Below are 25,218 nucleotides of genomic sequence, written 5' to 3'. Positions count from 1 at the left end.
TCCTCTTCAGCGGTTCTGTTCGGGGTTCCACTGGCTGTAGCGCTGGCCTCGCAGGAACTGCCAGAGCCCGATGCTCATGCCCGCCAGCGTCACCAGCACGAATGCGGCCAGGCGAAAGGGCCGGGGCAGGCGGTGGCGCGCGTCCATCAACCCGATCAGCGCCATGGCATAACCGAGCAATTGCGCCACCAGGCTCAGGCGATAGAACGGATGGTCGTTCCACAGCCAGGCATTGCTCAGCAAGAGCGGCAGCAGCAACACCGGCGCCAGGCGGCGGATCAACTTGTGGCTGATCAACCCGATGGCGTAGAGCCCATGGCGCAGTGGGTTGAGCAGTTCCCGGCGCTGAGCCAGGCTCTGCAACCCGCCAACGGTGACCCGCTGGCGCCGGCGAAATTGCTTGTCGGCTTCGTCCACGCCCTGGTCGGTCACCCGGGCCATGGGGGCGTAGACGATGGACTTGCCGGCAGCTGGCGCGCAGGTGCTGAGGAAAAAGTCATCGTTGACCTGGGCCGGTATCGGTTGGAACAGCACCCGGCGCAGGGCCAATAGCGCGCCGTCGGCCGAGACCATGCAACCGGTGCGACTCTCCACCCGACGCAACCAGCCTTCGTAATGGCGATACAGGCTGTCGCCCAGGCTCAGGCCCTTGCCCGGCACCGGGATTTCCATGTGCCCGGCACAGGCGCCGACTTCCGGATCGCCCAAGGGCGCCAGCAGATGGCTGAGGGTGTCGTTGGCCCATTGGTTATCGGCGTCGGTGAACACCAGGATCTCGCCGCTGCTGTGGGCGACACCGGTATTGAGGGCGGCGGCTTTGCCCTGGCGCGGCAGGTCAAGCACGGTGATGCGCGGGTCGATCACCTTGCGTGCGCAGGCCACCGTGTCGTCGGTGGAGCCGTCGCTGGCGAGGATGATTCGCAATGAACGGGCCCGATAATCCTGGGCCAGCAAGGTGCGCAACTTTTCCTCGATGTGCCGCGCCTCGTTGTGGGCGGCAATGACGATGCTCACGTCCATCGGAAGCGCCTTGGCGTAGCGCCGCACCGGAAACAGCGGCGCCAGCAGGCTCAACATCAAGGGATAACCGAGGTAGGCGTACACCGGCAGCAACAGGCACGACCAGTAAATGAATTCAGCCACGGGCAGGTCTCCTGGCATTCCAATGACACAGATTGAGCAGCAGTGCGGCGCCGGTCAGGTGCAGGCGCACCCCATGCAAGGCCCATAGCTGAAGTGTCAGGCGCAGATCACGCCGACTCTGGCGCAGGCTGAGGAACAAGGCCGGCAGCGAGGTGATCAGCAACAGCGTCAGCGCCAGGTGCAACTGCCCCTGGAGCAACGCGAGCACCGCCAGCAGGTCCAAGCCCCAGGCGCCGATGGACAACGCCGGGAAGCGCAACAGGCGCAGGCTCGGACCATGGCTGCGCAGCAGCTGCAAATGACTGCCCTGGCGCCACAGTTCCTTGCTCATCCACTCGCGCCAACTGCCTTCGTAGCCCCAGTGCAGGGCGACGCTTTCGTTGACCAGCAGCAATTGCGCGTCGGCCTGGCGCAGGCGCCAGGAGAAGTCCTTGTCTTCACCGGTGCGCAGGCTCTCGTCGAAGCCGCCGACCCGTTCGAACCAACGGCGGCGCATCAACAAGTTGGCACTGGGCAGCCACTGCACCCGATGCAGGAGGCGTGATGCCGGGCGTTGACTGCGGCGCTGCCAGGCTTCGGCGAACCACGGTGCCTGCCGGGGCGTGTCCAGGTCCAGGCCCAGCACATCGCCCTGGTGGCCTTCGAGCTCCAGCAACAGCTTGAGCCAGTCGGCCGGCATTTCGATGTCGGCGTCGATGAACGCCAGCCAGTCGCCGCTGGCGACGGCGGCGCCGCGGTTGCGCAGGGCGCCGATGTGCACGCCGGGCATGATCAACACCCGTGCCCCCAACTCGTTGGCGATGCGCGGGCCATGGTCGTCGGAGCCGTTGTCCACCACGATCAATTCGCACTCCAGCCGCGCCTGGCGCGCGGCTTCCTGCGCAGCCAACAGCGTACGGCCGATGTGACGCGCCTCGTTGTACATCGGGATCACAATGCTGACCCGGCTCATGGGCGAGCCTCCTGCGGCGCGGCCTGCTCAGCGTCGTAGCGCAACACACTGGTGAGGGCGAGCATGATCCACAGCAACTTGTGGTTCGGCGCACTGAGGAACATCAGGAACAATGCCAGCGAGAGAAAACTCGTGCCCAGGTGCGTCAGCAGGTCCGCCTGCGCCCAGTCCCGGCGTTGCAGCCAGAGGCGTCGGGCGTGTAGCAGGTTGTACAGGCCAAGGCCAATCATGCCGACGAACATCAGCCCGCCCGGAACGCCGATTTCGCTGAAGATTTCCAGGTAGGTGTTATGGGCCCGGCGATACAGGTCCCCCAGCTTGCGGTTGGCCGAGAACGCCTTGGCATAGCCGGTGGGCGCGTAGTGCAGGGGGAAGGTTCCGGGCCCTGACCCGAGTATCGGGTTCTCGCGGATCATCTGGCTGCCGACCAGGATGTACGAGGCGCGGCGGCCCAGGGATTCGTCCTTGTGGGCGTTGACGCCGGCGCTGAGTATGCTCAACGACTGGATGCGTGCCACGTAGCCGGCGGGCATCACCGCGACCGCCACGGGAATCAACAACGCCAGCCCGAGCATGGCGAAGCCCAGGTGCCGCGGACGGATGCGCGGCAGCTGCGCACGATAGTGGTACAAGCCGATCACCAGACTGAGCAACAGCACCACCAGTCCGGAACGCGACTCGGTCTTGGTCATGCCGCCCAGCAACAGGATAACCCCCCCGCTCCAGAACAATCGGTGCAACAGGTTCGGACTGCGCAGTACCAGCCACAAGGCCAGCGGTACGGTGAACGCAATCAACAGCGCAAAGGCGTTGGGGTCTTCCAGCAGGCCGGAAGCGCGGCCCTGATCCTGATATTTGGCCGAGAACATCGCGAGCACGCACGTGGTGCAGACGCTCACCGTCATCAGGCGGGCAAACAGATCCAGGTTCAGTTCACGACCGATCAGCAAGGTGATCACGAATAGAATCAGCCCCACCGTCAGCTCTCGCAGATGGGTCAGGGACAGGTCCATGCTTTCCGAGATCAACAGGCTCAGGCCATACAGCGCCATGAAGCCGATCAGCGGCTTCCAGATATTGCTGCGCAAGCGTGTCGCGGGAATCTGGTGCAAGGCCAGTTGCAACATCAGAATCAGGATCAGCGCCAAGCCAAAGAATTTGCTGCCGGAAAACGCGTTGTCCTTGAACAGGCCTTCGAACGGAACCAGCGCGGCAATACCTAGCAAACCCCAGCCGGGCTTGCGGTACAGCACGGCGACGCCGACCAGGCCGAGCACTGCGCCTGGTGCCAGGAACGGATAAGGGCTGGCCAGCAACGCCAGGGACACAAGACCCAGCAGGCCGATGATCGAGAGCGGGACAATCATGAGCGAGCCTCCCGTGCCGTGCGGATGTAAAGCTGCGACCAGCGTTCGGCCAGCGTGCGCAGGTCGTAGCGGTCCTGTTGGGTGCGGCGCGCGTTGTCGGCCAGGATCCGCGCCAGGGGCGGTTCGCTGAACAGCGTTTCGATCTGCGCCGCCAGTTCCGCGCTGTTGGCCGGTGCCGCGAGCAGGCCGTTATGACGGTCCTGCAATACGTCGGGAATGCCGCCGACGCCGAACGCCACCACCGGCACGCCGGCCTGCATGGCTTCGAGCAGAATCATCGGGGTGCCTTCGGTGCGCGAGCTGATCACCAGGGCGTCGAGGCGACTCCACCAGGCGTTCATGTCCGTCTGGTAGCCCGGCAATTCGATACGCGTGGGCAGTCCGGCGTCGGTGATGCGCTTGAGCAGCGCCTGGCGTTCCGGGCCGTCGCCGAGCATCACCGCGTGTAGCGACGCATGCTTCTGGCACAGCGGAATCATGGCGTCGAGAAACAGGTCAGGGCCTTTCTCGCTGCTCAAGCGGCCGACGTAGCCGACCCGCCAGCGTTGCTTGTCGGCGCGATGGGCCAGCGACGTGCTGGCCGCTGGCAGGCCGTTGGGAATGACGTCGAGTTTTTCCGCCTGCACGCTGGCCCGGCGATGCAGCGTGGCGATGCTCTCGGCCACGCAGACGACCCGCTTGACCGAGGCGGTGCGGCACAGTTGCAGGCTCAGCCAGGTATAGAAGCGCTGCTTGGGGCTCCGTGGGGTGAAGCCATGCTGGGTAATCACCAGCGGCAGGCCCAGCAGCGTGGCGGCGGACCAGCCGAACAACAGCCCCTTGAAGTTGTGGGTGTTGATCAGCGGCCGCTCGTCCCGGCGCTGGCGCAAGTGCTGCAACAACTCGGCCCAACTGGCGCAATGACGGCAATCGACCCCGGCCTGGCGAAAACGCTTGATCAAGGTGGGTGGCGCCGCGAGGAACAGCACCTGGTGCTGCCCAGGCGTCGCCAGGCAATGATCGAGCAGCATCCGCTCGGCCCCATAGAAGCCGCCGCTGTCGAGCAGATGAATGATCGACAGGGGACTGCTGTGGCGGGTCGGGCCGAACGGCGCGTTCAATTTCGCACCCAATGGACAAGGCTGGGCAGGCTCCAGTTGCGGTGCGGGTTGACCTTGTCGGGGGACTGTTCGTTGATCACCAACAGTACCGGCACATCCAATTGTTGGGTGATTTGCGCTGGATGCTTGAAGCGATGGTCGAAGAACTCACGCACATAGACCAGGGCGATCGCCAGCAGCAGGCCGGTGAACATGCCGAAGACAATGATCAGCATCGGCTTGGGAAAGGCCGCAGCGGTCGGTTCGAACGGCGGGCTCAGGACCCGGGCGTTGGACAGGTCATTGTCCAGCGAGCGCGCGGTGCTGGCTTCGGCGAAGCGCTGGGCGTAGGTGGAGAAGGCCGCATGCAAGGCGTTGATCTCGGTGTCCATCTGCCGCAGCTTGCTTTGAGTTTCCTGCAACTGATGGATGCGCTCCTTGAAGGCGGCGATGCGTTCGACTTTCTGATTGATCACCGAACTGACCACCGCCAGATCGGTGGTGCGTTCCTGGATCCGGTTGTTGACCACTTTCAGGAACTGCTGGCGCGTGCGGACGATCTGTTCCCGGGCCAGCAGCATCGGTTCGCTGCTGGGCTGGAAGATCGCCAGGTCATTCATGTAGCGGCTGACCTGGCTGGTCAGTTGCTCGCCCAGTTGTTTGATCTCCCGGTCCTCGAAGGCAATGTTGTCCACGGTGGTGGTGAAGGTGAACGGGAAGGTGTAGTCGTTGAACCGCGAGCTATTCGCCGCCGCCAGACTGGTCTTGAGGTAATCGAGCCAGCGTTGGCTTTGCAGCAGGCGATCCTGGTACAGGTTCAGGGCCTGTTCTTCGGTGTTGATGGCGTTCAGGCGGAAGGTGATTTCTTCCTTGGGATCGGACGAGCCGATGTTTTCCAACAGCCCCAGCCGAGTACCTTCCAGGCCGTCGAGGCGGGTCTGGTATTGGGCTTTCTTCTGCTCATAGAAGGTCTGCGGCAGTTCGATCGATTGCAGGTCCTGGCGGCTGCTGAGGTAGTTCTGCAGCAGTTGCGCCACGAACCGGGTGCCCTGGGCCGGGTCGCCGAAACTGTAGACGATGGAGATGACGTTGGAGCCGGGCAGGGTCTCGATCTTCAGGTTTTCGATGGCCTCGTCGGTCAGCGTATCGAGCACGGTGTCGCGCACCGGATCGACCTCCAGCCCCAGGCCGTCGCGCAACGGGTTGATGACGTACTCGCGCAGGGGCTGGGTGATGTAACGCTTGAAGGGATCGCTCACCCATTTGTTGAAGATGCCCGGGCTGGGCGTGTATTCGCCCTGGTCGCGCAGGGTGCTGATGGTCTGCCGGATCAACGCCGGCGAGCGCAGGATATTGCTTTCGGTTTCCATGTCCGCCAGGGACGGCGGGATGAAGGTGGCGTTTTCCTGGTTCAGCGACGTGGTGGCGTCACCCTGGGAGAGTTTTTTCGACTGGACGATCACCTGGGCGGTGATATCGAAGCTCTGCTTGAGCATCAACGGCAGCACCAGGGCGATCACGGCGAAAATCAGGAAGATACGCTTCACCCACTGTTTGTTGGCGAAGAAGATCCTGAAGAACTCGTGCAGATAGTTTTCCTTGGGGTTCATGATCGGTCACCTGGGTCAGTTGCTGTCGCTGCTTTTGTTGTCGAGGCGGTAGCCGAGGCTGACGCCAACGCCCTGGAACAGCACCACGTCGGCCAGTTGCCGGGCCATTTCACCGGCTTTGGCCAGGCCGGTCTTGGGCACGTACAGCATGTCTTCCGGCTGCAGGTAGGCGATCTGCGAGGCATCGCCACTCAGGGCTTTTTCCACGTCGTAGTGGCGGGCTTCGACCTGGTTGCCGTTGCGCCGCATGATCACCACCGAATCGAGCCGGGCCTTGACGTTGGTGCCACGAGCCAGGGTCAGGGCCTCGAGGACTGAGATCGGCCGGCGGATCGGGTAGGAACCAGGCTGCGCCACCTCACCGAGGACATAGATCTCGTTGCCGGCGGTGGACTTGAGCAGCACGTCGACGGTCATGTGGCCTGGCAACTGGGCGTAGCGCTCGTTGAGGAAGGTTTCCAGTTGGGTCACGGTCATGCCTTGCAGTGGCACGGCACCGATTTCCGGGAAGCTTGCGTAACCATCCCGGCCCACGATGATCTCCCGGCTCATGCCAGTGGCCGGGTGGGTCAGGGTGTTGCGCAGGTTTGTCTCGCTGCTCAGCGGGCTGGTCACCATTACCGTCAATTGGTTGCGATTGGGCTGGAACAGCATCTTCTGGTCATAGGCACGCTGGACCGCCAGGCGGGCTTCGTCGGTGGTCAGGCCGGCGACTTTCACTGAGGTGTTGGCCCCTGGCAGTTCGATGCTGCCGTCGGGCATCACCTGTTGCGTGCCGTTGAGCTGGCTGGCGGCGGTGAAGTTCAGGGCCACCTGGTCGCCCGGCTGCACCCGATAGGCCTGGGGCCCGGTGGTGCTGATGTGGAAGATCACATCCAGCACGTCCTGAGGCCGCAGGGTCTGTTCGACCTTGGGCATGTCGGTGGCCTGGGCGTTGGCCGGTGCGGCCGTGAGGATCTGCACCGGCATCGAGCGGGTATCGCTGGTGCTGGAGCAACCGGCAAGCGGCAGCAACAGCAGGACAAGCATTCTGGCGTTCATCTCGTCATCCTTTTGCGGGCTTACAGGTTGTTGTAGAGCCATTTGGGCATGTAGTACTTGCGGCGATTGAACACGCTGCCGACCACTTTCGCGCCGGCTTGGGACAGGCGCTGGCGGGCGGCCTGGGCCACTTCCCAGCGGGTGTCTTCACCGCGCACCACCAGCACCACGCCGTCGACCTGGGTGCTGAGCACCAGTGTGTCGCTGGCCGAATACACCGCGTCGGCGTCGATCACCACGAAGCGGTATTGCGCCGCCAGTTGCCTGAACAGTGGGCGCAGTCGCTCGGGGCTCAAGCGTTCGGCATTGCGGCCCAGGCGACCGTGGGGCAGTACGTCGAAGGGCAGGCTGGACGCCTGCACCACGCAGTCTTGCAACAAGGGTGGGGCGAGACTGTTGAACAGCAGGTCGGTAAAACCGCGCTCCTTGTGCAACGCCAGTTGCTGGCTGAGGTTATGGGGCGACTGGCTGGCGTCCACCAGCAGTACGCGACCGTTGCTCATCTGCGCCAGTTGAGCGGCCAGCGCCATCGCGCTGGTGCTGGTGCCGGTGCCGGTGTTGGCGGACGTCAAGAGCAGGATCCGCAGGGAAGGGTCGAGCACGGTCGAGGTCAGGTTGGTCTCGCTCGGGCTGGCTATGGTCAGGATATTGGTTGAACCGTCCATTTAACTCGCTCCGTGGCCGCTGAATACTTTGAAGGGGGTAATCATCAGGATCTTCAAATCCAGCCACAGGCTTTGTTCAGCGATATAGCTGAGGTCCAATTCCACACGCTGGTCGAAGTCGATATTGCTGCGCCCGGAGATCTGCCAAAGGCCGGTCATGCCGGGGTAGATGCTCAGGCGCACAAGATGGTTGTCCTTGTAGCGATAGGCGTTGAACGAGGTTGGCCGGGGGCCCACCAGGCGCATGTCGCCGGTCACTACATTGATCAGGTTCGGTAGTTCGTCGAGGCTGCTGCGTCGCAGGAACCGGCCGATGGGCGTGATGCGCGGATCGTTGTCGATCTTGAAGTCGATGGCATCGGCACCGTGTTTGTTGAGGTGGCGCAGCGACTCCTTGAGCGCCTCGGCGTCGGCCACCATGGTGCGGAACTTGTACATGCCGAAGACTCGGCCGCGATACCCGGTGCGCTTTTGCACGAACAGCACGGGACCGGGGCTGGAGAACTTGACCAGCAGCGCCAGGCCCAGCAGCAGCGGGCATAACAGCAGCAGGATCGCCAGTGCGCCGAGGCAGGCCACCACGCGATTGGTGTGCGAGACCGTCCAGGGCCGGCCGCCGTCGCGACCGGTCAACCAACCTCGACCCTGGCGGTGGATGGCCGCGTCCAGGCGCCTGCGGTGGTCGGGATCGACACGCTTGTCGCGTCCAGGGGCGTTGATCTCGATGACTTGCTCATGTCGGGTCATGGATTCCTCCGCTGAGGTTGGGCCGCAAGCGTTCAGTCGCGAGCGGTGCGTGGGCAGGCCGTGCGTAGTAATCGAGGAACCACTGGATGAAGCGGCCCAGGCCGTCGTCCAGTTCGATACACGGCTTGAAACCGGTGGCCCGTGCCAGGTCGCTGGCATCGGCGCAGGTGTTGAGCACATCTCCTGCTTGCAGGGGTAGCAGTTCGATGCGGGCGGTTTGTCTCAGGTGCTTTTCCAAAAGTGCGACATAGGTGCGCAGCGCTACCGGGTGCTGCCCGCCGATGTTGTAGATCCGCCAGGGCGCACGGCTGGTGGCCGGGTCCGGTTGTTCGTGATCCAACAGGGGCGTGACTTGGGGCGCACGGTCGAGCAGGCGGGCGATGCTTTCGACGATGTCGTCGATGTAGGTGAAATCGCGTTGGTGCTCGCCGTGATTGAACAGTTGCAGCACACGGTCTTCGACGATGGCGCGGGCAAACTGGATCGGCGACATGTCTGGCCGGCCCCAAGGGCCGTACACCGTGAAGAAGCGCAGGCCGGTGCAGGGAATACCGAACAGGTGGCTATAGCTGTGGGCCATCAGTTCGTTGGCTTTTTTGCTGGCCGCGTACAGCGACAGCGGATGGTCGACGTTGTCCTGCACCGAATAAGGCGTGCGCGAATTGGCGCCGTATACCGAGCTTGAGGAGGCGTAGATCAGGTGCTTGACCGGATAGCGGCGGCAGTTTTCCAGGATGTTCAGGAACCCGGTGATGTTGCTGTCGACATAGGCCTGTGGTTTTTCCAGCGAGTAGCGCACGCCCGCTTGGGCGGCAAGGTGAATCACTACGTCCGGGCGCCGGGCCTGGAACAGTTCATCGATGGCCGGCGCGTCGACCAGATCGATCCGCGCCAGGGGAAATTCGCCGGCCTGCTCGTTCACCCAGGTCACGCGGTCGTGCTTGAGCTGCGGGTCGTAGTAGTCGTTGAAATTGTCCAGCCCGCACACCCGATGGCCGTCGCGCAGCAGTCGCAGCACGACGTGGGCGCCGATGAAGCCGGCCGCGCCGGTGACCAGGATGTTCATGCTTGCGGCCCGGGTAGCGGGGAGCCCGGCACGGTGTGCCGCAGCCCGATACCGCGATACAGCAGTCCGGCGGCGGCCGGGTGTTCGGGGTTGTACAGGTTGCGGCCATCGATGATCACCCGGGCGCGCAACTTGCTGGCCAGCAGGTCGAAGTCCACCACGCGAAAATTCTTCCACTCGGTGCAGATCACCAGGGCGTCGGCGTCTTCCAGGGTGTCGTCGCGGGTGGCGCAGAGGTTCAGGTCCTTGCGATAGCCGTAGAGGCGCCGGCATTCGGACATCGCTTCCGGGTCATAGGCGTGGACGCGGGCGCCTTCGCGCCACAGCGCTTCCATGAGGTAGCGGCTGGGGGCTTCGCGCATGTCATCGGTGTTGGGCTTGAATGCCAGGCCCCAGATGGCAATCGATTTGCCGGCCAGGCCCTCCTGGAATTGCGTTGCCAGTTTCTCGAAGAGGATGTGCCGCTGGCTGTCGTTGACGTCGGTGACGCTGCGCAACAAGCGCAGTGGCATGCCGCTTTGTTCGGCGGTGTGCAGCAAGGCCCGCAGGTCCTTGGGAAAGCACGAGCCGCCAAAACCACAGCCGGGGTAAATGAAGTGGTAACCGATGCGTGGGTCCGAGCCGATGCCTTTGCGCACGGCTTCGATGTCGGCGCCCAGCCGTTCGGTGAGGTTGGCCAGTTCGTTCATGAAGCTGATGCGGGTGGCGAGCATGGCATTGGCGGCGTACTTGGTCAGTTCGGCGCTGCGGTTGTCCATGAACATCAGTTTTTCGTGGTTGCGGCAAAAGGGCGCGTAGAGCTCCGTCATCTGGTCGCGGGCCAGCGGGTCGGCGGTGCCGATGATGATCCGGTCGGGGCGCATGCAATCGGCCAGCGCACTGCCTTCCTTGAGGAACTCGGGGTTGGACACCACGCGCACGTTCAACTGTTTCAGGCCCCGCCGCGCCAACGCCTGGCGGGCGCATTCGGCCACCTTGTCGGCCGTGCCCACCGGCACCGTGGACTTGATGACCAGGGTGCGGTCGCTGTCCATGAAGTCGGTGATTTGCCGGGTGACGGCCAGCACATGGCTCAGGTCTGCCGAGCCGTCTTCATCGGCGGGGGTGCCGACGGCGATGAAAATCAGCTCGCCATGGTTGACTGCGTCACTGGCCTGGGAACTGAACGACAAGCGTCCTTCCTTGATGTTGTCTTCGAGCAAGCTGGACAGCCCCGGCTCGCTGATGGTCGGTACGGCCTGTTGCAGTTGCCGGATTTTGTTCGGGTCGATATCGATGCACAAAACGCGGTGTCCGACGTCGGCCATGGCGGCGGCCTGGATCAGCCCGACATACCCCGTACCAAATACGCTCACGTCCATTTTTGGCGCGCCTCGCAAACCGAATGATGTAACTCGGATGAAACTGTTTAGAGGGGTATAGCGCAGCTTCAGAAAAGCGTGTCAGCAAAATGACAGTTGTCAGTGTTGGCAATTCAAGTGAAATCGGGCCTTTTGATATCAAGTCCTTGACTGTCTTAATAAAGTGGCTGTTTTATTGGGCTTTACGGGAATTTGACAAAGCGATAAACGGTAGTAATCCATAGATTTTTACATTTTGTGATGCGTTTTCGTGTCATTTTTGGGGTAACTTTTTTTTGACGCGTGGTTCGGATGAAGCATTCCTTGCGCTTTGAAAATCGGCTGCTAACGTGCAGGAACGAAGTGCTTTTGACACAGCTATCTGGTCGAGAAAAACATGGCCCGTTACCTCAAGGAACTGCTGCTGGTCCTGTACCTGCTCAAGGGATACGACTATTACCTCGACCGTCTCAGCGCGTTGGGCCTGGGGGGCGCAACGTTGCTGTTCGGCGCCATGTTCACGGTGCTGGTGCTGGCGCTGTGGATGAGTGCCTACATACGCCAGGCCCTGGTAAGGCATGTGTTTGCCTTGGCGATGTTTGTTTCAGCGGTGTTTTTCGAGGTGTACACCCGGGTCACGGACAGTTACCTGACCTATAGCCAGTTCGTTTCGCTGGTGTACTCGGGGGGATTTATCCAGGAGGCGGCTTATCAGTACCGCGACGTGATTATCAGCGCGGTGATCAGCGGCTTGCTGCTGTTATTCGGCATCGCGCTAAAGCCTCGGCGGTCGGTGCGGTTGCCCGGGTATCTGCCGATAGCGGCGCCGGTGCTGGGCGTGTTGTTGCTCAGTGGCGTGTTGTTCGTGCGGGCGGGCGAGGGCGCGCGCGGCCTGCCGGTGATGTACACGCCGTTGGCCTATTTGAATCTGTTTGCCTACGAGTCCTTGCACAACACCATCGGTCCCCGGGAGCCGGTCACCCTGGCGCGACGGTCGTCTTCGATCGAGCAGGATATCGTGCTGATCATCGATGAAAGCATTGGCGGCAATTACCTGGATATCAACACGCCATTCGGCGTGCACACCGGGCTCAAGACGCCGCCCGAGGGCGTGGAGATCTTCAATTTCGGTTATGCGGCCTCCATCGCCAATTGCAGCGCCGACACCAACGTCACCCTGCGCTATGGCGGCACGCGCGCCGACTACATACGTATCAACAGCACCCGGCCGTCGATCTGGCAATACGCCAAAAAGGCGGGGTTGCGTACCGTCTACATCGACGCCCAACGCACTGGTGGCTACCTGCAAAACCTGATGACCGAGCTGGAAAAACAGGACATTGACGAATTCGTCCAATTCGACCAGGCCAGCGTGCGCGACCGCGACATGGCGGCTGCGGCGAAGTTGATCGAACTGCTGGGCGATAACCAGGCCGAACTGGTGGTGATCAACAAGGTGGGGGCGCATTTCCCGGTACACGACAAATACCCCGACGACTTCATGAACTACCGCCCGGCCTTGCCGCGAGGGCAGTTCCAGGATGTGGCCGACACCGGTAGCCGCGATGGCTTCAACGGCCAGAAAGATGACTGGTTGCTGTATCGCAATGCTTACCAGAACACCTTGCTGTGGAACGTCGGCGAGTTCTTCAAGCGCATCTTCCAGCAGGCCGATTTGAGCCATGCCGTGCTGATCTATACCTCCGACCACGGCCAGGACCTGCACGAGCGCGGCAACCCCGGGCTCAACACCCATTGCGGCGGTGACCCGGTGGCGGAGGAGGGGTTGGTGCCGTTGGTAGTGATCCAGGGCAGCCAACTGCACACCCTTGATTGGCGTGATGCCTGGGCCCGGAACAAGGACCGTTCGAGCCACTACAACATCTTCCCGACGTTGTTGCAGTTGATGGGTTACGACCCGGCCGGGGTTGAATCGGCCTATGGGAAATCCCTGAGCCAACCAACCGATGATGATTTCACTTTCAACTATCGCTTCAATGCGCGGTTGGGGGCAAAACCGGCTTGGAAACACATCGACTTGGGCGACATCGTGACACCGCAGTCCGGCCAGGTTGAGATGGCGGTAGGGCATTGACTGGAGTTGAGTTCTTGTTGATTGAGTACATATCCATTGCTGCGGTAACGGCCACTTAGGGTTTCGCCCTGACGGCGACTCACTTTTTTTCAAACGCCAAAAAAAGTAAGCAAAAAAGGCTTGCCCCACCACTCGGCACCTCGCTTAGGCTCGGTGTGCCCTCACTCCGGCATTGCTCCGTGGGCCGCCGCGAAGGGCCATCCATGGCCCAGCGCGGCTATCCCGGCATCCATGCCGGGATGCCCACTGCGCAATGCCTGCGTTCGGCCATCGTGGTTAACGGGGCGCCGAGATCAAAATCCAAAGCAACAGCAACAGCAACAGCAACAGCGAGGAAAATGCCGGCATCTATGTGGCTGAGCCACCGCTATCGCGAGCAAGCTCGCTCCCACATTGGATCTTCAGCAGCCACAAACTTTATGTACACCGCAGCCCCTTTGTGGGAGCGAGCTTGCTCGCGATGAGGCCGGCACATTCAACATCACTGCAAACTGATCTACCGCCTTCGCGAGCAAGCCCGCTCCCACAGGGGAAACGCGGTCCCACCAAGAACCAGGTCGGCTATCAGGCCGCCTCGTGGCGGACGTTGATCTCGGGCGCCCCGTTAACCACGATGGCCGAACGCAGGCATTGTGCAGTGGGCAACCCGGCATGGATGCCGGGTTAGCCGCGCTGGGCCATGGATGGCCCTTCGCGGCGGCCCACGGAGCAATGCCTTCGTTCAGGCATGCCGAGCCTAGGCGAGGCACCGAGTGGTGGGGCAGAAGCGCTTTGGTTACTTTCGCGCTTTTCGAAAGTGACCCGCCGTCAGGGCGGAACCCTAAGCGGCCGTTACCGCAGAAATGGATATACACCCCACCCCGACGAGCGATGAGAAAACCCGTGGGTGAGGACCGTCCCTCAACTCCGCTATCCTGACCCTCACGTTCATCCATCGAGCCTTTTCATGCTTGAAGTCCGCGACGTCTTTAAAAGCTACCCCACGCCCCAAGGCCCGTTGCCGGTGCTGCAGGGTATCGACCTGGCCCTGATGCCTGGCAGCAGTCTGGCGCTGATGGGGGAGTCGGGCAGTGGCAAGAGCACCCTGCTGCACCTGGTCGCTGGGCTGGACAAGGTCGATCGCGGCAGCATTCGCAGTGGCGAGTATCGGCTCGATGGCATGAGTGAAAGCCAGTTGGCGAATTGGCGACGCACGGAAATCGGCCTGGTGTTCCAGCAGTTCAACCTCATCAGCAGCTTGTCGGTGGAGGACAACCTGGCGTTCCAGGCGCGTCTGTGCGGCCGTCATGACGCAGCGTGGCAAGCCCATCTGGTGCAGCGGCTCGGGCTTTCAGGGCTGTTGCGGCGTTATCCCGAGCAACTGTCCGGCGGCCAGCAACAGCGGGTGGCGCTGGGGCGGGCATTGGCTTCGCGACCGCCCTTGTTGCTGGCCGATGAACCCACCGGCAGCCTCGACGAAGCCACCAGCGACGAAGTCCTGCAACTGCTACTGGAACTGCTGGAGGGCAGCCCCACCAGCCTGCTGATGGTGACCCACAGCCCACGGGTGGCAGCTCGCCTGGCCCAGCGCGTGGTATTGCACGGCGGACAGTTGGCGCAGGTGACCCAGGGGTGATGATTTTTCGCCAGACCCTCAAGGCCCTGCTCAGCCATTGGCGCCAACACCCGGTGCAATTCTTCAGCGTGCTGACCGGCCTGTGGCTGGCAACCAGCCTGCTCACCGGTGTGCAAGCGCTGAACAGTCAGGCCCGGGACAGCTACGCTCGGGCCAGCCAACTGATCGGCGGCGAACCCCAGGCCAGCCTCAGTGCTCCCGGTGGTGGCACCTTCCCCCAGCAATGGTTTGTCGAGCTGCGGCGCCAGGGCTGGCCGGTGTCGCCAGTGTTGCAAGCTCGGGTGCTGCTCAAGGACCACGAGGATCAGCGCCTGCAACTGATGGGCATCGACCCGGTGTCGCTGCCGCCCGGTGCCGCGCTGGCGGGGCAGGCGCGGGAGATGACAGAGGTGGTGGCGTTCTTTACCGACCCCGGCCGCACCTGGATCGCCCCGCAAACCTTGCAAGCCCTTGGGCTGACCGAGGGCGACCGCCCCCGGAGCGTCGATGGGCAAACCCTGCCGCCGTTGCATGCCCAGGAGGACATGGCGCCGGGCGTGCTGTTGATGGACATCGGTTTTGCCCAACAGGTACTCGGGGTGCCGGAGCAACTGTCGCGACTGTTGCTGCCCGCCACGTTCAGTGCCGCATTACCGGAAGCGTTCAACGGTCGCCTGCAACTCAAGCACGCCGATGAAGAAAACAACCTGTCGCGCCTGACCGAAAGCTTTCACCTGAACCTCGATGCCTTGGGGTTTTTATCCTTCGTGGTGGGACTGTTCATCGTTCACGCGGCCATCGGCCTGGCCCTGGAACAACGCCGCAGTCTGTTGCGGACCCTGCGCGCCTGTGGTGTCAGTGCGCGGGTGCTGGTCACCAGCCTGACCATCGAGCTGGGCGCGTTGGCCTTGCTGGGCGGGATCGCCGGGGTGCTCAGCGGCTATTGGCTGGCGAGCCTGTTGTTGCCCGATGTCGCGGCGAGCCTGAGAGGTTTGTATGGCGCCGAAGTGGCCGGGCACTTGAACCTCAGCCCGTGGTGGTGGTTCAGCGGTGTCGGTCTGAGTCTGCTCGGTGCGCTGCTGGCCGGGGCTGACAGTCTTTTGCGGGCGGCGCGCCTGCCCTTGCTGGCGCTGGCCAACCCCCAGGCCTGGCATCAGGCCCATGCCCGATGGCTGCGACGCCAGGGTTGGGTGGCGACGGTGGCGGCATTGATTGCCGCATCGGCGTTGATCTGGGGCGACAGCCTGGCCAGTGGTTTTGTCCTGATGACCGCCTTGTTGCTGGGCGCGGCGCTGGCCTTGCCGGTGTTGCTCAACAGCGCGCTGAAGCGGTTGTCGAGGCGCAGCCGCTCGGTGCTCGGGCAATGGTTTCTTGCCGATTGCCGCCAGCAATTGCCGACGTTGAGCCTGGCGCTGATGGCTTTGTTGCTGGCGCTGGCGGCCAATATCGGCGCTGGCAGCATGACCGCCGGCTTTCGTCAGACCTTCAGCAACTGGCTCGAGCAACGGTTGACCGCCGAGTTGTACATCAACCCGCAGACCCCGGCCCAGGCGGACGAACTGCACGCCTGGCTCAAGCAACAACCGGCAATCACTGCCGTCGTTCCCCTCTGGCAAGTCTCGGCCCCGTTGCAGGGCTGGCCGACGGATATCCACGGCATCATCGATCACCCCCACTATCGACAACATTGGCCGCTGTTGGAATCGGCCGGCGACAAGCCGTGGGAGCAACTGGCCGCCGCCGACACCCTCATGCTCAGCGAACAACTGGCACGGCGTCTCAAGGTGAGTATCGGCGATCAGTTGACCCTGCCGACACCCCAGGGGCCATGGGCGTTGCGCATCGTTGGCATCTACGCCGACTACGGCAATCCCAAGGGCCATGTGCTGGTCAACGTCGATCACTTGCTGGCGCACTGGCCGAACCTGACGCCGAACCGTTTCAACCTGCGCATCGAACCGTCCGCGATCCCGGCGCTACTGACAGCGTTGCAAGACCGGTTCAGCCTGGATGACAGCCGCATCGTCGACCAGGCCCGGCTCAAGGGCTGGTCGACCCAAGTGTTCGAACGCACCTTCGCTGCCACCGCTGCCCTCAACAGCCTGACCCTGGCGGTGGCCGGGGTGGCGTTGTTCATCAGTCTGCTGACCCAGAGCCAGAGTCGCCTCGCTCAGTTGGCACCGCTGTGGGCGCTGGGGGTGACACGTCGGCAGTTGATGCTGCTCAACCTCGGCCAGACCTGGCTGCTGGCGCTGCTGACCTTGGTCCTGGCATTGCCGCTGGGCATCGCCCTGGCCTGGTGCCTGGACACAGTGATCAACGTGCAGGCTTTCGGTTGGCGCTTGCCACTGCGGGTGTTCCCGTTGCAATTGGTGCAGTTGCTGGCCCTGGCGACGCTCGCCACGCTGCTGGCATCGGCCTGGCCGCTGTATGCGTTGTACCGCACGCAGCCGGCGGATTTGCTGAGGACCTTTGCCCATGAAGATTAGAGTCGGCGTGTTGTTGCTGCTGGCGTTGCTCAGCGGTTGTGATGACTCCGCGCCAGCGCAAAAGGGCTTTGCCGGCCTCGGTGACCAGGCTGTGGCCTTCACTCCGGTGGTGCCTGGGCGGGTATTCAGTTTCCCCGCCGACCACGGGACTCATGAAGGTTTTCGTATCGAGTGGTGGTACGTCACCGCCAATCTCAAGGATGCCCAGGGGCGTGAGTTCGGCGTGCAATGGACGTTGTTTCGCAGCGCCTTGAATGCCGCGCCCCAGGCCGGTGGCTGGCGCAACCAGACGATCTGGCTCGGCCACGCGGCGGTCACATCCGCCACCGTGCACCATGCCGCCGAGCGTTATGCACGTGGCGGGGTGGGGCAGGCCGGGGTACGGACGACACCCTTCGAGGCCTGGATCGACGACTGGCGCTTCGGCACTCGAACGACGGGCGTCGACCCGCTGGCGGATATGCAATTGCAGGCCCGGGACCCGCGCTTCAGCTATGCATTGCGGCTCACTTCGACCCGTCCGTTGGTATTGCAGGGCGACCACGGTTTCAGCCAGAAATCCGAACAGGGGCAGGCGTCGTACTACTACAGCCAGCCGTTCTTCCGGGCCAGCGGTGAATTGGAAATCGATGGCCAGCGTTACGCGGTCAGCGGTCCGGCCTGGCTCGACCGCGAATGGAGCAGCCAGCCCCTGAGTGCAAACCAGACTGGCTGGGACTGGTTTTCCCTGCACTTGGACAACGGCGAGCACCTGATGCTCTACCGCATGCGCCACAAGGACGGCGCGCCGTATCTCACGGGCACCTGGATCGACGCCCAGGGCCACGCGCAAACCCTGCGCGCCGGGGAGATCAGCCTGGCGCCACTGGACAGCGCCAAGGTCGCCGGGCGGTCGATGCCGGTGCGCTGGTCGATCAAGATCCCTGCCAGGCAGCTCGACGTGACGACCCAACCCTTGAACCCCAACGCCTGGATGAACCTGCAGATTCCTTATTGGGAAGGGCCGGTGCGATTGAACGGTAGCCACGTCGGCAACGGCTACCTGGAAATGACCGGCTACTGAGAATCGCCGGAACTCCCCACGAATCTCAGCCCTCATACCTTATGAATGCCTCGCAGGAGCCCGTCATGAGCGATGACCTCAAACCCCCGTCGCTGGCCGATTGGCAGCGGCTGTTCGACGACAAGGCTTATTGGCAACAATCACCCGACGTTCATTTCACCGAACTGATGCGGGTGGCCGATGATCTGTTTGGCCAGGGAGCTATCGACCTGGCGCAGTGGCAGGCGCTGAAGACCAAGGCTGAGCAACTGCACCAGCGCTCCCCCGATGCCAATGTCGCTGAAGAAGTCGCCGACCCTGATGCTTGATTGCCAGGCTTGAACAACCAAGGAGTTCGCCATGAACCACCGTTCCGATCAAACGCCGCACAACCCTGACGAGCCGGCGATGCCTGGCGAAGTGGAACGCGACAACGACGCCTTGCGCCCCAACGATCCCGCCAAGCGCAAACAGCAGCAGGGGGATGCGGGAGCAGGAGAGACCGATGCGCAGAAAACTGGCCGGCGTGGTTGAGGTGGCGCATCAAGGATGAATAATTATTTAAATGGACTCGCGGAAATATCCTGCAAGTTCCACTAATATTGTGCCGTTCGCCCAGTGTCAGGCTCTTTACCAGTGCATGGATTGCCGAGGCCGTCGCACTGGGCGAACACCTCTGAGGGAAAATATCCCTGTTTACTTCAATGCACATCGGCCAGCAGACCTGGCCGGTGCATTGACGAGTGCGCGGACTTAACCAGCGGCCGGTGCACGCCAGTCATCGACGCCCAGCGTGCTGCAGGCTATGTGATTCCAGGTGATCTTGCGGTACGAGAAGTGCACATCTTGCAAGTGAGTGAAATGTGAATTTGCCGGGTCTTGGCAGTTGAGCATGTAGTCCTTGATTTCGACGATAATCGCGTCCTCCAGCGTAGTGGTGTAGTAATGCTCTTGGGTTCCGGAGGCTGAAGTGCGGTACCACTTGATTTCAACTTTGGCCAGGGTTTCGCCGCGGCACAGGACTTCCTGCAGCATCGGTGAGGTTCTGTCAAAGACTTTAGTGATGACTAAGGGTTGGTGTATGCGTTGACCAGTTGGCTGACCGGACTGGGGGTCTCGTGGAATGGTCACCTGATGCTGGAAACCTTGCACCATGATTTCGTCTTTATGACCTTCCTGATAAATGTTACCCACCGAGTCGGCGGTAAACGCCTTCTCGGTCAGTAATATTTGATGGTTGTCTGTAATGGTCATGTACGCGGGGGTAGCCAATGGATGCTCTCCTTCCTGGATAACGATGGGGCCTGGGACTGGAGTCGTCCGAGGTGGCCTGACGATTATCAAGAGCTATGCCATTTTTAAAAAAACTATAAATATCAATAGGTTGATCTCGTATCGGGCTGATCCTTCCTCCAAACAGACCAGAAAGCGCTCAAAGACTTGCTCGGCCCATTGCAGTGCCTCGCGGTTCCACCAGGCACCGCGATGCCCGGGTCGGCAGGCCAAGAAAGGCGCGCCGCGTGCATGCCTCTCAGGCAGTTTTTTGCCGTTTTGTCCTTCGGCTTATTCCTACACGCCCAATGCAGCCCTGCACTCATCGATGGATCGCTGTTGTGTCTGGGCGTACAGCTCCAACTCATCGATGGTCGCCCGCCCCAGCGCTGCTTCAAAGGCGTGGCGATTGGACTGTCCGGCGTAGTGGCTCTGGGCAGCATCGCCAAGGTTCGACTGGAAAATGCCGGCGGCGCTGACCGGCAGGAAGTCTTCGTACACCAAGGGTTCGGCACGCAGGTATTGCTGCTCCAACAGGCGTTCCAGCGAGGCCGTGCGCTCGACGCTGCCCTTGGCGGCGAGGCCCTTGGGCGTCACGAAATAACGGAAGTACGCCAGTGCTTCTCGACGCAGCTCATCGTGGTTGTCGGGGAATTGGGCAAAGTGTTCGCTCATCAGCGTGTTGTAGCGTTCGGCGTTGGCCTCGTTGGGGAAATCCCCCAACGCATCCCGCGCAGCGTTGAGCAATCGATCGTAGAGTGCACGACCCTTGGGCGTGAGCGCGGCGCCGCGTTGCTCGATTTCGCCAAAGCGAGCGCTGTGGCTGCCTTGGGATTGTGATTGATCGGTGAAGCTGACCGGCTCATCGAGGGCCTTGAAGCTGGTCTGGCGCAGCAGGATCGGGCATTGGCGGCGAGGCGGGCCTTCGATCACCGCTTTGGGCGTGATGCCGTGCACGGGCATCCGGGCCTGGACGATGTCGATGTCCAGGGTGCGCGGTGTCAGGTGATTGATGTGTGGGCCCTTGAAGGCCACCACATCGGCGATCAACCGATGTTGGGCGCTCAGTTGCCGGTACTGCTCGGCGGTGACCGTGGCGCTGTGGTGCCAGCGAAAGGTTTCCAGGGCTTGTAGGACGAAGTCCTCAGCCTGGGACTCGCTCAGGCCACCCTGGTATTCGGCCTGCTCGATGAGCTCAAGGGCCCTGGGGGTGAAGATCTGCCGTTTATCCAATACCGATTCGGCAAAGGCCCGAAGCTCGGCGTTCTCGATCAGTTCCAGGCGCAGTAGCGAGGTAAACACCCGGAACGGGCTGACCTGCAACGCGCTTTCGTGCACGGCGCGGAAGGCGGTGGAATGCACCGGCACCCCGGCAGGCGTGAGGTCGTAGTAGCCCACCGGCTGCATGCCCATGACCGCGAACAGACGCCCCAGGGTCGCCAGCTCGGCGGCGGTGCCGACGCGGATCGCGCCGTGGCGTTCCAGGTCCAGGCGTTCGAGTTCGCCGGTGCTGCGCAGGTGTGCGGCCAGGATCGGGTCTTCGGCCAGCACCTGGGCGTTGGTGTGCTCCACCAGCTTCATCAGGGCGCCATACAGCGGCACCTCGTCGCGGTACATGTCGGACATCGCTCTAGAGAAGCGTTGGCGGATCAGGTCGGGGCTGACGAAGCTCATCGTAAGAATTCCTGGCGAGGGCTGTGGGAAAGTTGGACGAAAGATCGCAGCCTTCGCCGGCCCCGGCAAACGAAGAATCTTCAGGACTTCATTCTGCCAGGGACTGATCCACCAGCTCGATCCAGTGCCGCACGGGCGTGCGACCGGCGCCGTCGAGGTGGTTCTGGCAGCCGACGTTGGCGGTGACGATCAGCTCCGGCTGGCCACTTTCCAGCGCATTGAGGCGGTTGTCGCGCAATTGCCGCGCCAGGGCGGGCTGGGTCAGCGAATAGGTGCCGGCCGAGCCGCAACACAAATGGCCGTCTGGCACCTCGGTGAGGTTGAAACCCAGCCGCGTCAGCAGCGCCTCGATGCTGCCGCCGAGTTTCTGCGCGTGCTGCAAGGTGCAGGGGCAATGCACGGCAATGCGCTGGTTCCTGGCCGCGCAGATCTGTTCCAGCGGTTCGTTGCCGAGCACTTGCACCAGGTCCAGTGCCCGTTCACTCACCTGCTTGGCCTTGGCGGCATAGGCAGGGTCGTGCTCCAGCAGGTGCCCGTAGTCCTTGATGAAGGCGCCGCAGCCGCTGGCGGTCTGGACGATGGCTTCAGCACCGTTTTCCAGGTGCGGCCACCAGGCGTCGATGTTCTGTCGGGCGCGGTCCAGTCCTGTAGCCTGAGCATCGAGGTGATACTCCAGCGCACCGCAGCAGCCGGCCTGCGCACAGGGGATCACGCTGATGCCGAGTCGATCCAGTACCCGCGCTGCCGAGGCATTGGTGTTGGGCGACAGGCCCGGCTGCACGCAACCTTCGAGCATCAACACCGTACGCCGATGTCGCAGAGGCGGGCGCTCGCCGCGAGACGGGGAAGGGCGGGGCAACTTGGCGGTCAGGTTCGCCGGCAGCAACGGACGGAAGACCGCGCCAAGGCGCAGCAGGGCCTTGAACCGCTCGGGGCTGGCGGCCAGGCTGCGCAACCCCAGGCGCAGCGCACGTTGGTCGGCGGGGCGCGGTACGGCGTGATCGACCACCGCCCGGCCGATGTCCAGCAGGTTGTGGTAATCCACGCCGGATGGGCAGGTGGTCTCGCAGTTGCGACACGACAGGCAGCGATCCAGGTGCAGCTGGGTGCTGGCTGTCGCCGGCTGGCCTTCGAGCACTTGCTTGATCAGGTAGATGCGTCCGCGTGGGCCGTCCAGTTCATCGCCGAGCAATTGGTAAGTGGGGCAGGTGGCGTTGCAGAAGCCGCAATGCACGCAACTGCGCAGGATCCGTTCGGCTTCTTCGGCGCGGGGCAGTTTTTTGCTTTCCTCACTGAACCGAGTCTGCATAGTTAGTGTCCTGTATCACAAATGCTGTTCCTTTTTGACGGCGTCTGTTGTCGTCATGCTGCGTTGCCGCTCCTCGCCATAGCGGGCTATGACTCGTCGCGGCGCCTTGCCTGACGACAACAGCCACTCGTCAAAAAAGGAACGCATTTGCGACACAGGGCACTAAAGCTCCGGGTACATCCGACCAGGGTTGAACAGTCCCAGGGGATCGAGCTGGGCCTTGAGTTGCCGGTGATAGCGCAGCAGCGCCGGGGCCAGTGGCTGGAACGGTGTGTCGCTGGCACCCTGACGATAGCAGGTGGCATGGCCGCCGACTTCATGGGCCAAGGCCTGCACCGTGTCGGCCTCGGTTTTCAACCAGCGTTGGGCGCCGGCCCAGTCGATCAGTTGCGCGCCCGGCAGGGTGAGCGGCCCGGTATGGTTGGGCAACGACAGGCGCCACAGCGGCAAGCCTTCATCGAAGAACGCCAACTGATGTTCATTGAGTGCCGTCCAGTATTGATCGTCGATCACCTCGCCACCAAAACGCTGATGAGCGGCGCTGACCGAGCCTTCGCCACCCTCCAGGCGCAGGTGCAGACAGTCGCCGTCATGGCTGGCGGCGCTGATGGGCAGAGGCTGACGGTCCCATTCGGCGAGTTTTTCCAGGGCCTCGGTGCTGTCCAGTTCCAGGCGGATACTCAGGCTGTGACGGGGTTTGGGCAAGACCTTCAAGGAGACTTCGGTGATGACCCCCAGGCAACCGAAACTGCCGGCCAACAGGCGCGACAGATCGTAGCCGGCGACGTTTTTCATCACCTCGCCGCCGAAACGCAACAGCGTGCCGTGGCCACTGATCAGGCGCGTGCCCAGGACGAAGTCGCGCACCGAACCGGCCCATGGACGACGCGGCCCCGACAGCCCGGCGGCGACCATGCCGCCGACCGTCGCGTCATCGCCAAAGGCTGGCGGTTCGCAGGGCAGCCGTTGCCCGGCGGCGTCGAGGGCGGCAAGCAGTTCCCGCAGCGGGGTGCCGGCCCGGGCCGTGATGACCAGTTCGGTGGGGTCGTAGTGGACGATGCCACGATGCACGCGGGTGTCCAGCACTTCGCCAGCCACTTCGCGCCCCAGGAAGGCCTTGCTGTTCGACCCCTGGATACGCAGCGGCGTGGCGTTGGCCCGGGCGCGATTGACCTGTTCGAGCAGCAGGTCGCTGGCGTCCTGGTCGGCTTCGCGGCTCATCAGAAACGCTCCAGTTCAGGAAACGGCAGTTGCCCGCCATGGATGTGCATGGCACCGAATTCGGCGCAGCGGTGCAGGGTGGGGATGTTCTTGCCGGGGTTGAGCAGGCCTTGGGGATCGAACGCGGCTTTTACCGCGTGGAACAGGTTCAGTTCTGCGCTGTTGAATTGCGTGCACATCTGATTGATTTTTTCCCGGCCCACACCGTGCTCGCCGGTGATGCTGCCGCCCACCTGGACACACAGTTCGAGGATTTTCCCGCCCAGGGTTTCGGCGCGCTCCAGTTCGCCGGGCTGGTTGGCATCGAACAGGATCAGCGGGTGCATGTTGCCGTCGCCGGCGTGAAAGACGTTGGCGACGCGCAGGCCATGCTCGGCACCGAGGCTGGCGATGCGCTGCAGTACCTCGGGCAAGGCGCGTCGGGGGATGGTGCCGTCCATGCAGTAATAATCCGGCGCCAGGCGACCCACCGCCGGGAAGGCGTTCTTGCGCCCGGCCCAGAACCGCAGCCGCTCGGCCTCGTCCCGCGCCTGGCGCACCTCGGTGGCCCCGGCCTGCTCCAACACCTGACGGACCCGTTCGCAGTCGTCATGGACATCGGCCTCGACCCCGTCCAGTTCGCACAGCAGGATCGCTTCGGCGTCCACCGGATAGCCGGCGTGGATGAAGTCCTCGGCGGCGCGGATCGCCAGGTTGTCCATCATTTCCAGGCCACCGGGAATGATGCCGGCGGCGATGATGTCGGCCACCGCTCGCCCGGCCTTGTCCACCGAATCGAAACTGGCCAGCAGCACCTTGGCGACCTGGGGCCGGGGCAACAGCTTGACCGTCACTTCGGTGATCACCCCGAGCAAGCCTTCGGAGCCGGTGAACAGCGCCAGCAGGTCCAGGCCCGGCGAGTCCAGGGCTTCACTGCCCAGGGTCAGGCGTTCGCCTTCGATGGTGAGGATTTCCAGCTTCAGCAGGTTGTGCACCGTCAGGCCGTACTTGAGGCAGTGCACGCCGCCGGCATTTTCCGCGACATTGCCACCAATGGAACAGGCGATTTGCGACGAGGGGTCCGGCGCGTAATACAGCCCGAACGGTGCCGCCGCCTGGGAAATCGCCAGGTTGCGCACACCCGGCTGAAGCCGCGCGGTGCGGGCGTCGGGGTCGATGTGCAGGATCTGGTTGAACCGCGCCATCACCAGCAATACGCCGCTTTCCAGGGGCAGGGCGCCACCGGACAGACCGGTCCCGGCCCCCCTGGCGACCACGGGCACATCCAGCCCATGGCAGAGCTTGAGCAGCGCCTGCACCTGCTCGACGCGCCTGGGCAATGCCACCAGCAGGGGCGTGGTGCGGTAGGCCGACAAGCCATCGCATTCATAGGGCTTGAGGTCTTCCTCCTGGTGCAGGATGTCCAGGTCCGGAATCTGTGCCTGCAAGGCTTGACGCAGGGCCTGTTTGTCCACCTTGGGCAAGGGGCCATCGAGGTGTTCGTCGTAGAGGATGTTCATGAAGTCGATACCT

The 25,218-nt window shown here is 62.9% G+C and carries 21 protein-coding genes; 6 read left to right on the top strand and 15 right to left on the bottom strand.

The window, feature by feature from the left end; genetic code table 11:
- Positions 1-6: 6 nt before the first annotated feature.
- From BT116_RS02840 to BT116_RS02795, 10 genes are read right to left on the bottom strand one after another with little or no spacing between them, the layout of a single operon-like run.
- Positions 7-1,143 (bottom strand): glycosyltransferase family 2 protein, encoded by a 1,137-nt coding sequence (locus tag BT116_RS02840; protein WP_072339826.1) that lies wholly within the window; start codon positions 1,141-1,143, stop codon positions 7-9.
- On the bottom strand, positions 1,136-2,095 hold the full coding sequence (locus BT116_RS02835; protein WP_072339824.1) for a glycosyltransferase family 2 protein: 960 nt from the start codon (positions 2,093-2,095) through the stop codon (positions 1,136-1,138). The genes BT116_RS02840 and BT116_RS02835 overlap by 8 nt, the downstream gene beginning before the upstream one ends.
- Positions 2,092-3,462, bottom strand: a complete 1,371-nt coding sequence (locus tag BT116_RS02830; RefSeq protein ID WP_072339822.1) for an O-antigen ligase family protein — start codon at positions 3,460-3,462, stop codon at positions 2,092-2,094. The genes BT116_RS02835 and BT116_RS02830 overlap by 4 nt, the downstream gene beginning before the upstream one ends.
- Positions 3,459-4,562: a glycosyltransferase family 4 protein gene (locus BT116_RS02825; protein WP_072339820.1), complete on the bottom strand. Its 1,104-nt coding sequence runs from the start codon at positions 4,560-4,562 to the stop codon at positions 3,459-3,461. Before BT116_RS02825 ends, BT116_RS02830 begins: the two co-directional genes overlap by 4 nt.
- Positions 4,559-6,151 carry a GumC family protein gene (locus BT116_RS02820; RefSeq protein WP_072339818.1) on the bottom strand — a complete coding sequence of 531 codons (1,593 nt, stop codon included), beginning with the start codon at positions 6,149-6,151 and terminating at the stop codon, positions 4,559-4,561. The genes BT116_RS02825 and BT116_RS02820 overlap by 4 nt, the downstream gene beginning before the upstream one ends.
- A 15-nt stretch (positions 6,152-6,166) precedes the next feature.
- The gene (locus BT116_RS02815) at positions 6,167-7,192 is read right to left on the bottom strand and encodes a polysaccharide biosynthesis/export family protein (protein WP_072339817.1); all 1,026 of its coding nucleotides are present in this window, start codon (positions 7,190-7,192) and stop codon (positions 6,167-6,169) included.
- Between the two features lie 20 nt (positions 7,193-7,212).
- Positions 7,213-7,857, bottom strand: coding sequence for a CpsD/CapB family tyrosine-protein kinase (locus BT116_RS02810; RefSeq protein WP_072339810.1), 645 nt, complete (start codon positions 7,855-7,857; stop codon positions 7,213-7,215).
- Positions 7,858-8,604, bottom strand: coding sequence for a sugar transferase (locus BT116_RS02805; RefSeq protein WP_072339808.1), 747 nt, complete (start codon positions 8,602-8,604; stop codon positions 7,858-7,860).
- Positions 8,591-9,670 carry an NAD-dependent epimerase gene (locus tag BT116_RS02800; protein ID WP_072339806.1) on the bottom strand — a complete coding sequence of 360 codons (1,080 nt, stop codon included), beginning with the start codon at positions 9,668-9,670 and terminating at the stop codon, positions 8,591-8,593. The genes BT116_RS02805 and BT116_RS02800 overlap by 14 nt, the downstream gene beginning before the upstream one ends.
- Positions 9,667-11,031, bottom strand: coding sequence for a UDP-glucose dehydrogenase family protein (locus tag BT116_RS02795; RefSeq protein ID WP_072339804.1), 1,365 nt, complete (start codon positions 11,029-11,031; stop codon positions 9,667-9,669). The genes BT116_RS02800 and BT116_RS02795 overlap by 4 nt, the downstream gene beginning before the upstream one ends.
- A 376-nt stretch (positions 11,032-11,407) precedes the next feature.
- On the opposite strand from BT116_RS02795, the gene BT116_RS02790 reads away from it, so the two are divergent.
- The 6 genes from BT116_RS02790 to BT116_RS30975 all read left to right on the top strand — a co-directional run bounded on the left by BT116_RS02790 (position 11,408) and on the right by BT116_RS30975 (position 18,764).
- Complete coding sequence (locus tag BT116_RS02790) at positions 11,408-13,105, top strand: sulfatase-like hydrolase/transferase (RefSeq protein WP_072339802.1); 1,698 nt, start codon at positions 11,408-11,410, stop codon at positions 13,103-13,105.
- Between the two features lie 946 nt (positions 13,106-14,051).
- The gene (locus BT116_RS02780) at positions 14,052-14,720 is read left to right on the top strand and encodes an ABC transporter ATP-binding protein (protein WP_072339798.1); all 669 of its coding nucleotides are present in this window, start codon (positions 14,052-14,054) and stop codon (positions 14,718-14,720) included.
- Positions 14,720-17,188, top strand: a complete 2,469-nt coding sequence (locus BT116_RS02775) for an ABC transporter permease (RefSeq protein ID WP_083569096.1) — start codon at positions 14,720-14,722, stop codon at positions 17,186-17,188. The genes BT116_RS02780 and BT116_RS02775 overlap by 1 nt, the downstream gene beginning before the upstream one ends.
- The gene (locus BT116_RS02770; protein WP_072339794.1) at positions 17,178-18,251 is read left to right on the top strand and encodes a lipocalin-like domain-containing protein; all 1,074 of its coding nucleotides are present in this window, start codon (positions 17,178-17,180) and stop codon (positions 18,249-18,251) included. The genes BT116_RS02775 and BT116_RS02770 overlap by 11 nt, the downstream gene beginning before the upstream one ends.
- Positions 18,252-18,316: 65 nt before the next feature.
- Complete coding sequence (locus BT116_RS02765) at positions 18,317-18,559, top strand: hypothetical protein (RefSeq protein ID WP_072339792.1); 243 nt, start codon at positions 18,317-18,319, stop codon at positions 18,557-18,559.
- A gap of 31 nt (positions 18,560-18,590) precedes the next feature.
- Positions 18,591-18,764 (top strand): hypothetical protein, encoded by a 174-nt coding sequence (locus BT116_RS30975; RefSeq protein ID WP_170845895.1) that lies wholly within the window; start codon positions 18,591-18,593, stop codon positions 18,762-18,764.
- A gap of 219 nt (positions 18,765-18,983) precedes the next feature.
- Here the strand turns inward: BT116_RS30975 and BT116_RS02760 are convergent, their stop codons facing one another.
- The 5 genes from BT116_RS02760 to glcD all read right to left on the bottom strand — a co-directional run bounded on the left by BT116_RS02760 (position 18,984) and on the right by glcD (position 25,205).
- Entirely contained in the window at positions 18,984-19,502 is a 519-nt protein-coding gene (locus tag BT116_RS02760) for an Hcp family type VI secretion system effector (protein WP_072339790.1), read from the bottom strand.
- A 297-nt stretch (positions 19,503-19,799) separates the two neighbouring features.
- A complete protein-coding gene (locus BT116_RS02755; RefSeq protein WP_072339788.1) occupies positions 19,800-21,176 on the bottom strand; it encodes a 2-oxoadipate dioxygenase/decarboxylase HglS in 1,377 nt (458 codons plus the stop codon).
- Between the two features lie 88 nt (positions 21,177-21,264).
- Positions 21,265-22,485, bottom strand: coding sequence for a glycolate oxidase subunit GlcF (gene glcF, locus BT116_RS02750; protein ID WP_072339786.1), 1,221 nt, complete (start codon positions 22,483-22,485; stop codon positions 21,265-21,267).
- A gap of 162 nt (positions 22,486-22,647) precedes the next feature.
- Positions 22,648-23,706 (bottom strand): glycolate oxidase subunit GlcE, encoded by a 1,059-nt coding sequence (gene glcE / locus BT116_RS02745; RefSeq protein WP_072339784.1) that lies wholly within the window; start codon positions 23,704-23,706, stop codon positions 22,648-22,650.
- Entirely contained in the window at positions 23,706-25,205 is a 1,500-nt protein-coding gene (gene glcD / locus BT116_RS02740; protein WP_072339782.1) for a glycolate oxidase subunit GlcD, read from the bottom strand. The genes glcE and glcD overlap by 1 nt, the downstream gene beginning before the upstream one ends.
- Positions 25,206-25,218 lie beyond the last annotated feature (13 nt).

Source organism: Pseudomonas sp. NFACC16-2, assembly GCF_900119205.1.
Taxonomy (GTDB): domain Bacteria; phylum Pseudomonadota; class Gammaproteobacteria; order Pseudomonadales; family Pseudomonadaceae; genus Aquipseudomonas; species Aquipseudomonas fluorescens_Q.
The sequence above is the reverse complement of the archived record's forward strand: the minus strand, read 5'-3'. Positions and strand labels throughout refer to the sequence as shown.

Bases quoted from the DNA above. Each gene is read 5' to 3' on its own strand.
- BT116_RS02755 (WP_072339788.1), bottom strand. From the start codon at position 21,176: ATGAGCTTCGTCAGCCCCGACCTGATCCGCCAACGCTTCTCTAGAGCG.
- BT116_RS02780 (WP_072339798.1), top strand. From the start codon at position 14,052: ATGCTTGAAGTCCGCGACGTCTTTAAAAGCTACCCCACGCCCCAAGGC.
- BT116_RS02765 (WP_072339792.1), top strand. From the start codon at position 18,317: ATGAGCGATGACCTCAAACCCCCGTCGCTGGCCGATTGGCAGCGGCTG.
- BT116_RS02770 (WP_072339794.1), top strand. From the start codon at position 17,178: ATGAAGATTAGAGTCGGCGTGTTGTTGCTGCTGGCGTTGCTCAGCGGT.
- glcE (WP_072339784.1), bottom strand. From the start codon at position 23,706: ATGAGCCGCGAAGCCGACCAGGACGCCAGCGACCTGCTGCTCGAACAG.
- BT116_RS02835 (WP_072339824.1), bottom strand. From the start codon at position 2,095: ATGAGCCGGGTCAGCATTGTGATCCCGATGTACAACGAGGCGCGTCAC.
- BT116_RS02830 (WP_072339822.1), bottom strand. From the start codon at position 3,462: ATGATTGTCCCGCTCTCGATCATCGGCCTGCTGGGTCTTGTGTCCCTG.
- glcF (WP_072339786.1), bottom strand. From the start codon at position 22,485: ATGCAGACTCGGTTCAGTGAGGAAAGCAAAAAACTGCCCCGCGCCGAA.
- BT116_RS02790 (WP_072339802.1), top strand. From the start codon at position 11,408: ATGGCCCGTTACCTCAAGGAACTGCTGCTGGTCCTGTACCTGCTCAAG.
- BT116_RS02795 (WP_072339804.1), bottom strand. From the start codon at position 11,031: ATGGACGTGAGCGTATTTGGTACGGGGTATGTCGGGCTGATCCAGGCC.
- BT116_RS30975 (WP_170845895.1), top strand. From the start codon at position 18,591: ATGAACCACCGTTCCGATCAAACGCCGCACAACCCTGACGAGCCGGCG.
- glcD (WP_072339782.1), bottom strand. From the start codon at position 25,205: ATGAACATCCTCTACGACGAACACCTCGATGGCCCCTTGCCCAAGGTG.
- BT116_RS02810 (WP_072339810.1), bottom strand. From the start codon at position 7,857: ATGGACGGTTCAACCAATATCCTGACCATAGCCAGCCCGAGCGAGACC.
- BT116_RS02800 (WP_072339806.1), bottom strand. From the start codon at position 9,670: ATGAACATCCTGGTCACCGGCGCGGCCGGCTTCATCGGCGCCCACGTC.
- BT116_RS02775 (WP_083569096.1), top strand. From the start codon at position 14,720: ATGATTTTTCGCCAGACCCTCAAGGCCCTGCTCAGCCATTGGCGCCAA.
- BT116_RS02815 (WP_072339817.1), bottom strand. From the start codon at position 7,192: ATGAACGCCAGAATGCTTGTCCTGCTGTTGCTGCCGCTTGCCGGTTGC.
- BT116_RS02820 (WP_072339818.1), bottom strand. From the start codon at position 6,151: ATGAACCCCAAGGAAAACTATCTGCACGAGTTCTTCAGGATCTTCTTC.
- BT116_RS02805 (WP_072339808.1), bottom strand. From the start codon at position 8,604: ATGACCCGACATGAGCAAGTCATCGAGATCAACGCCCCTGGACGCGAC.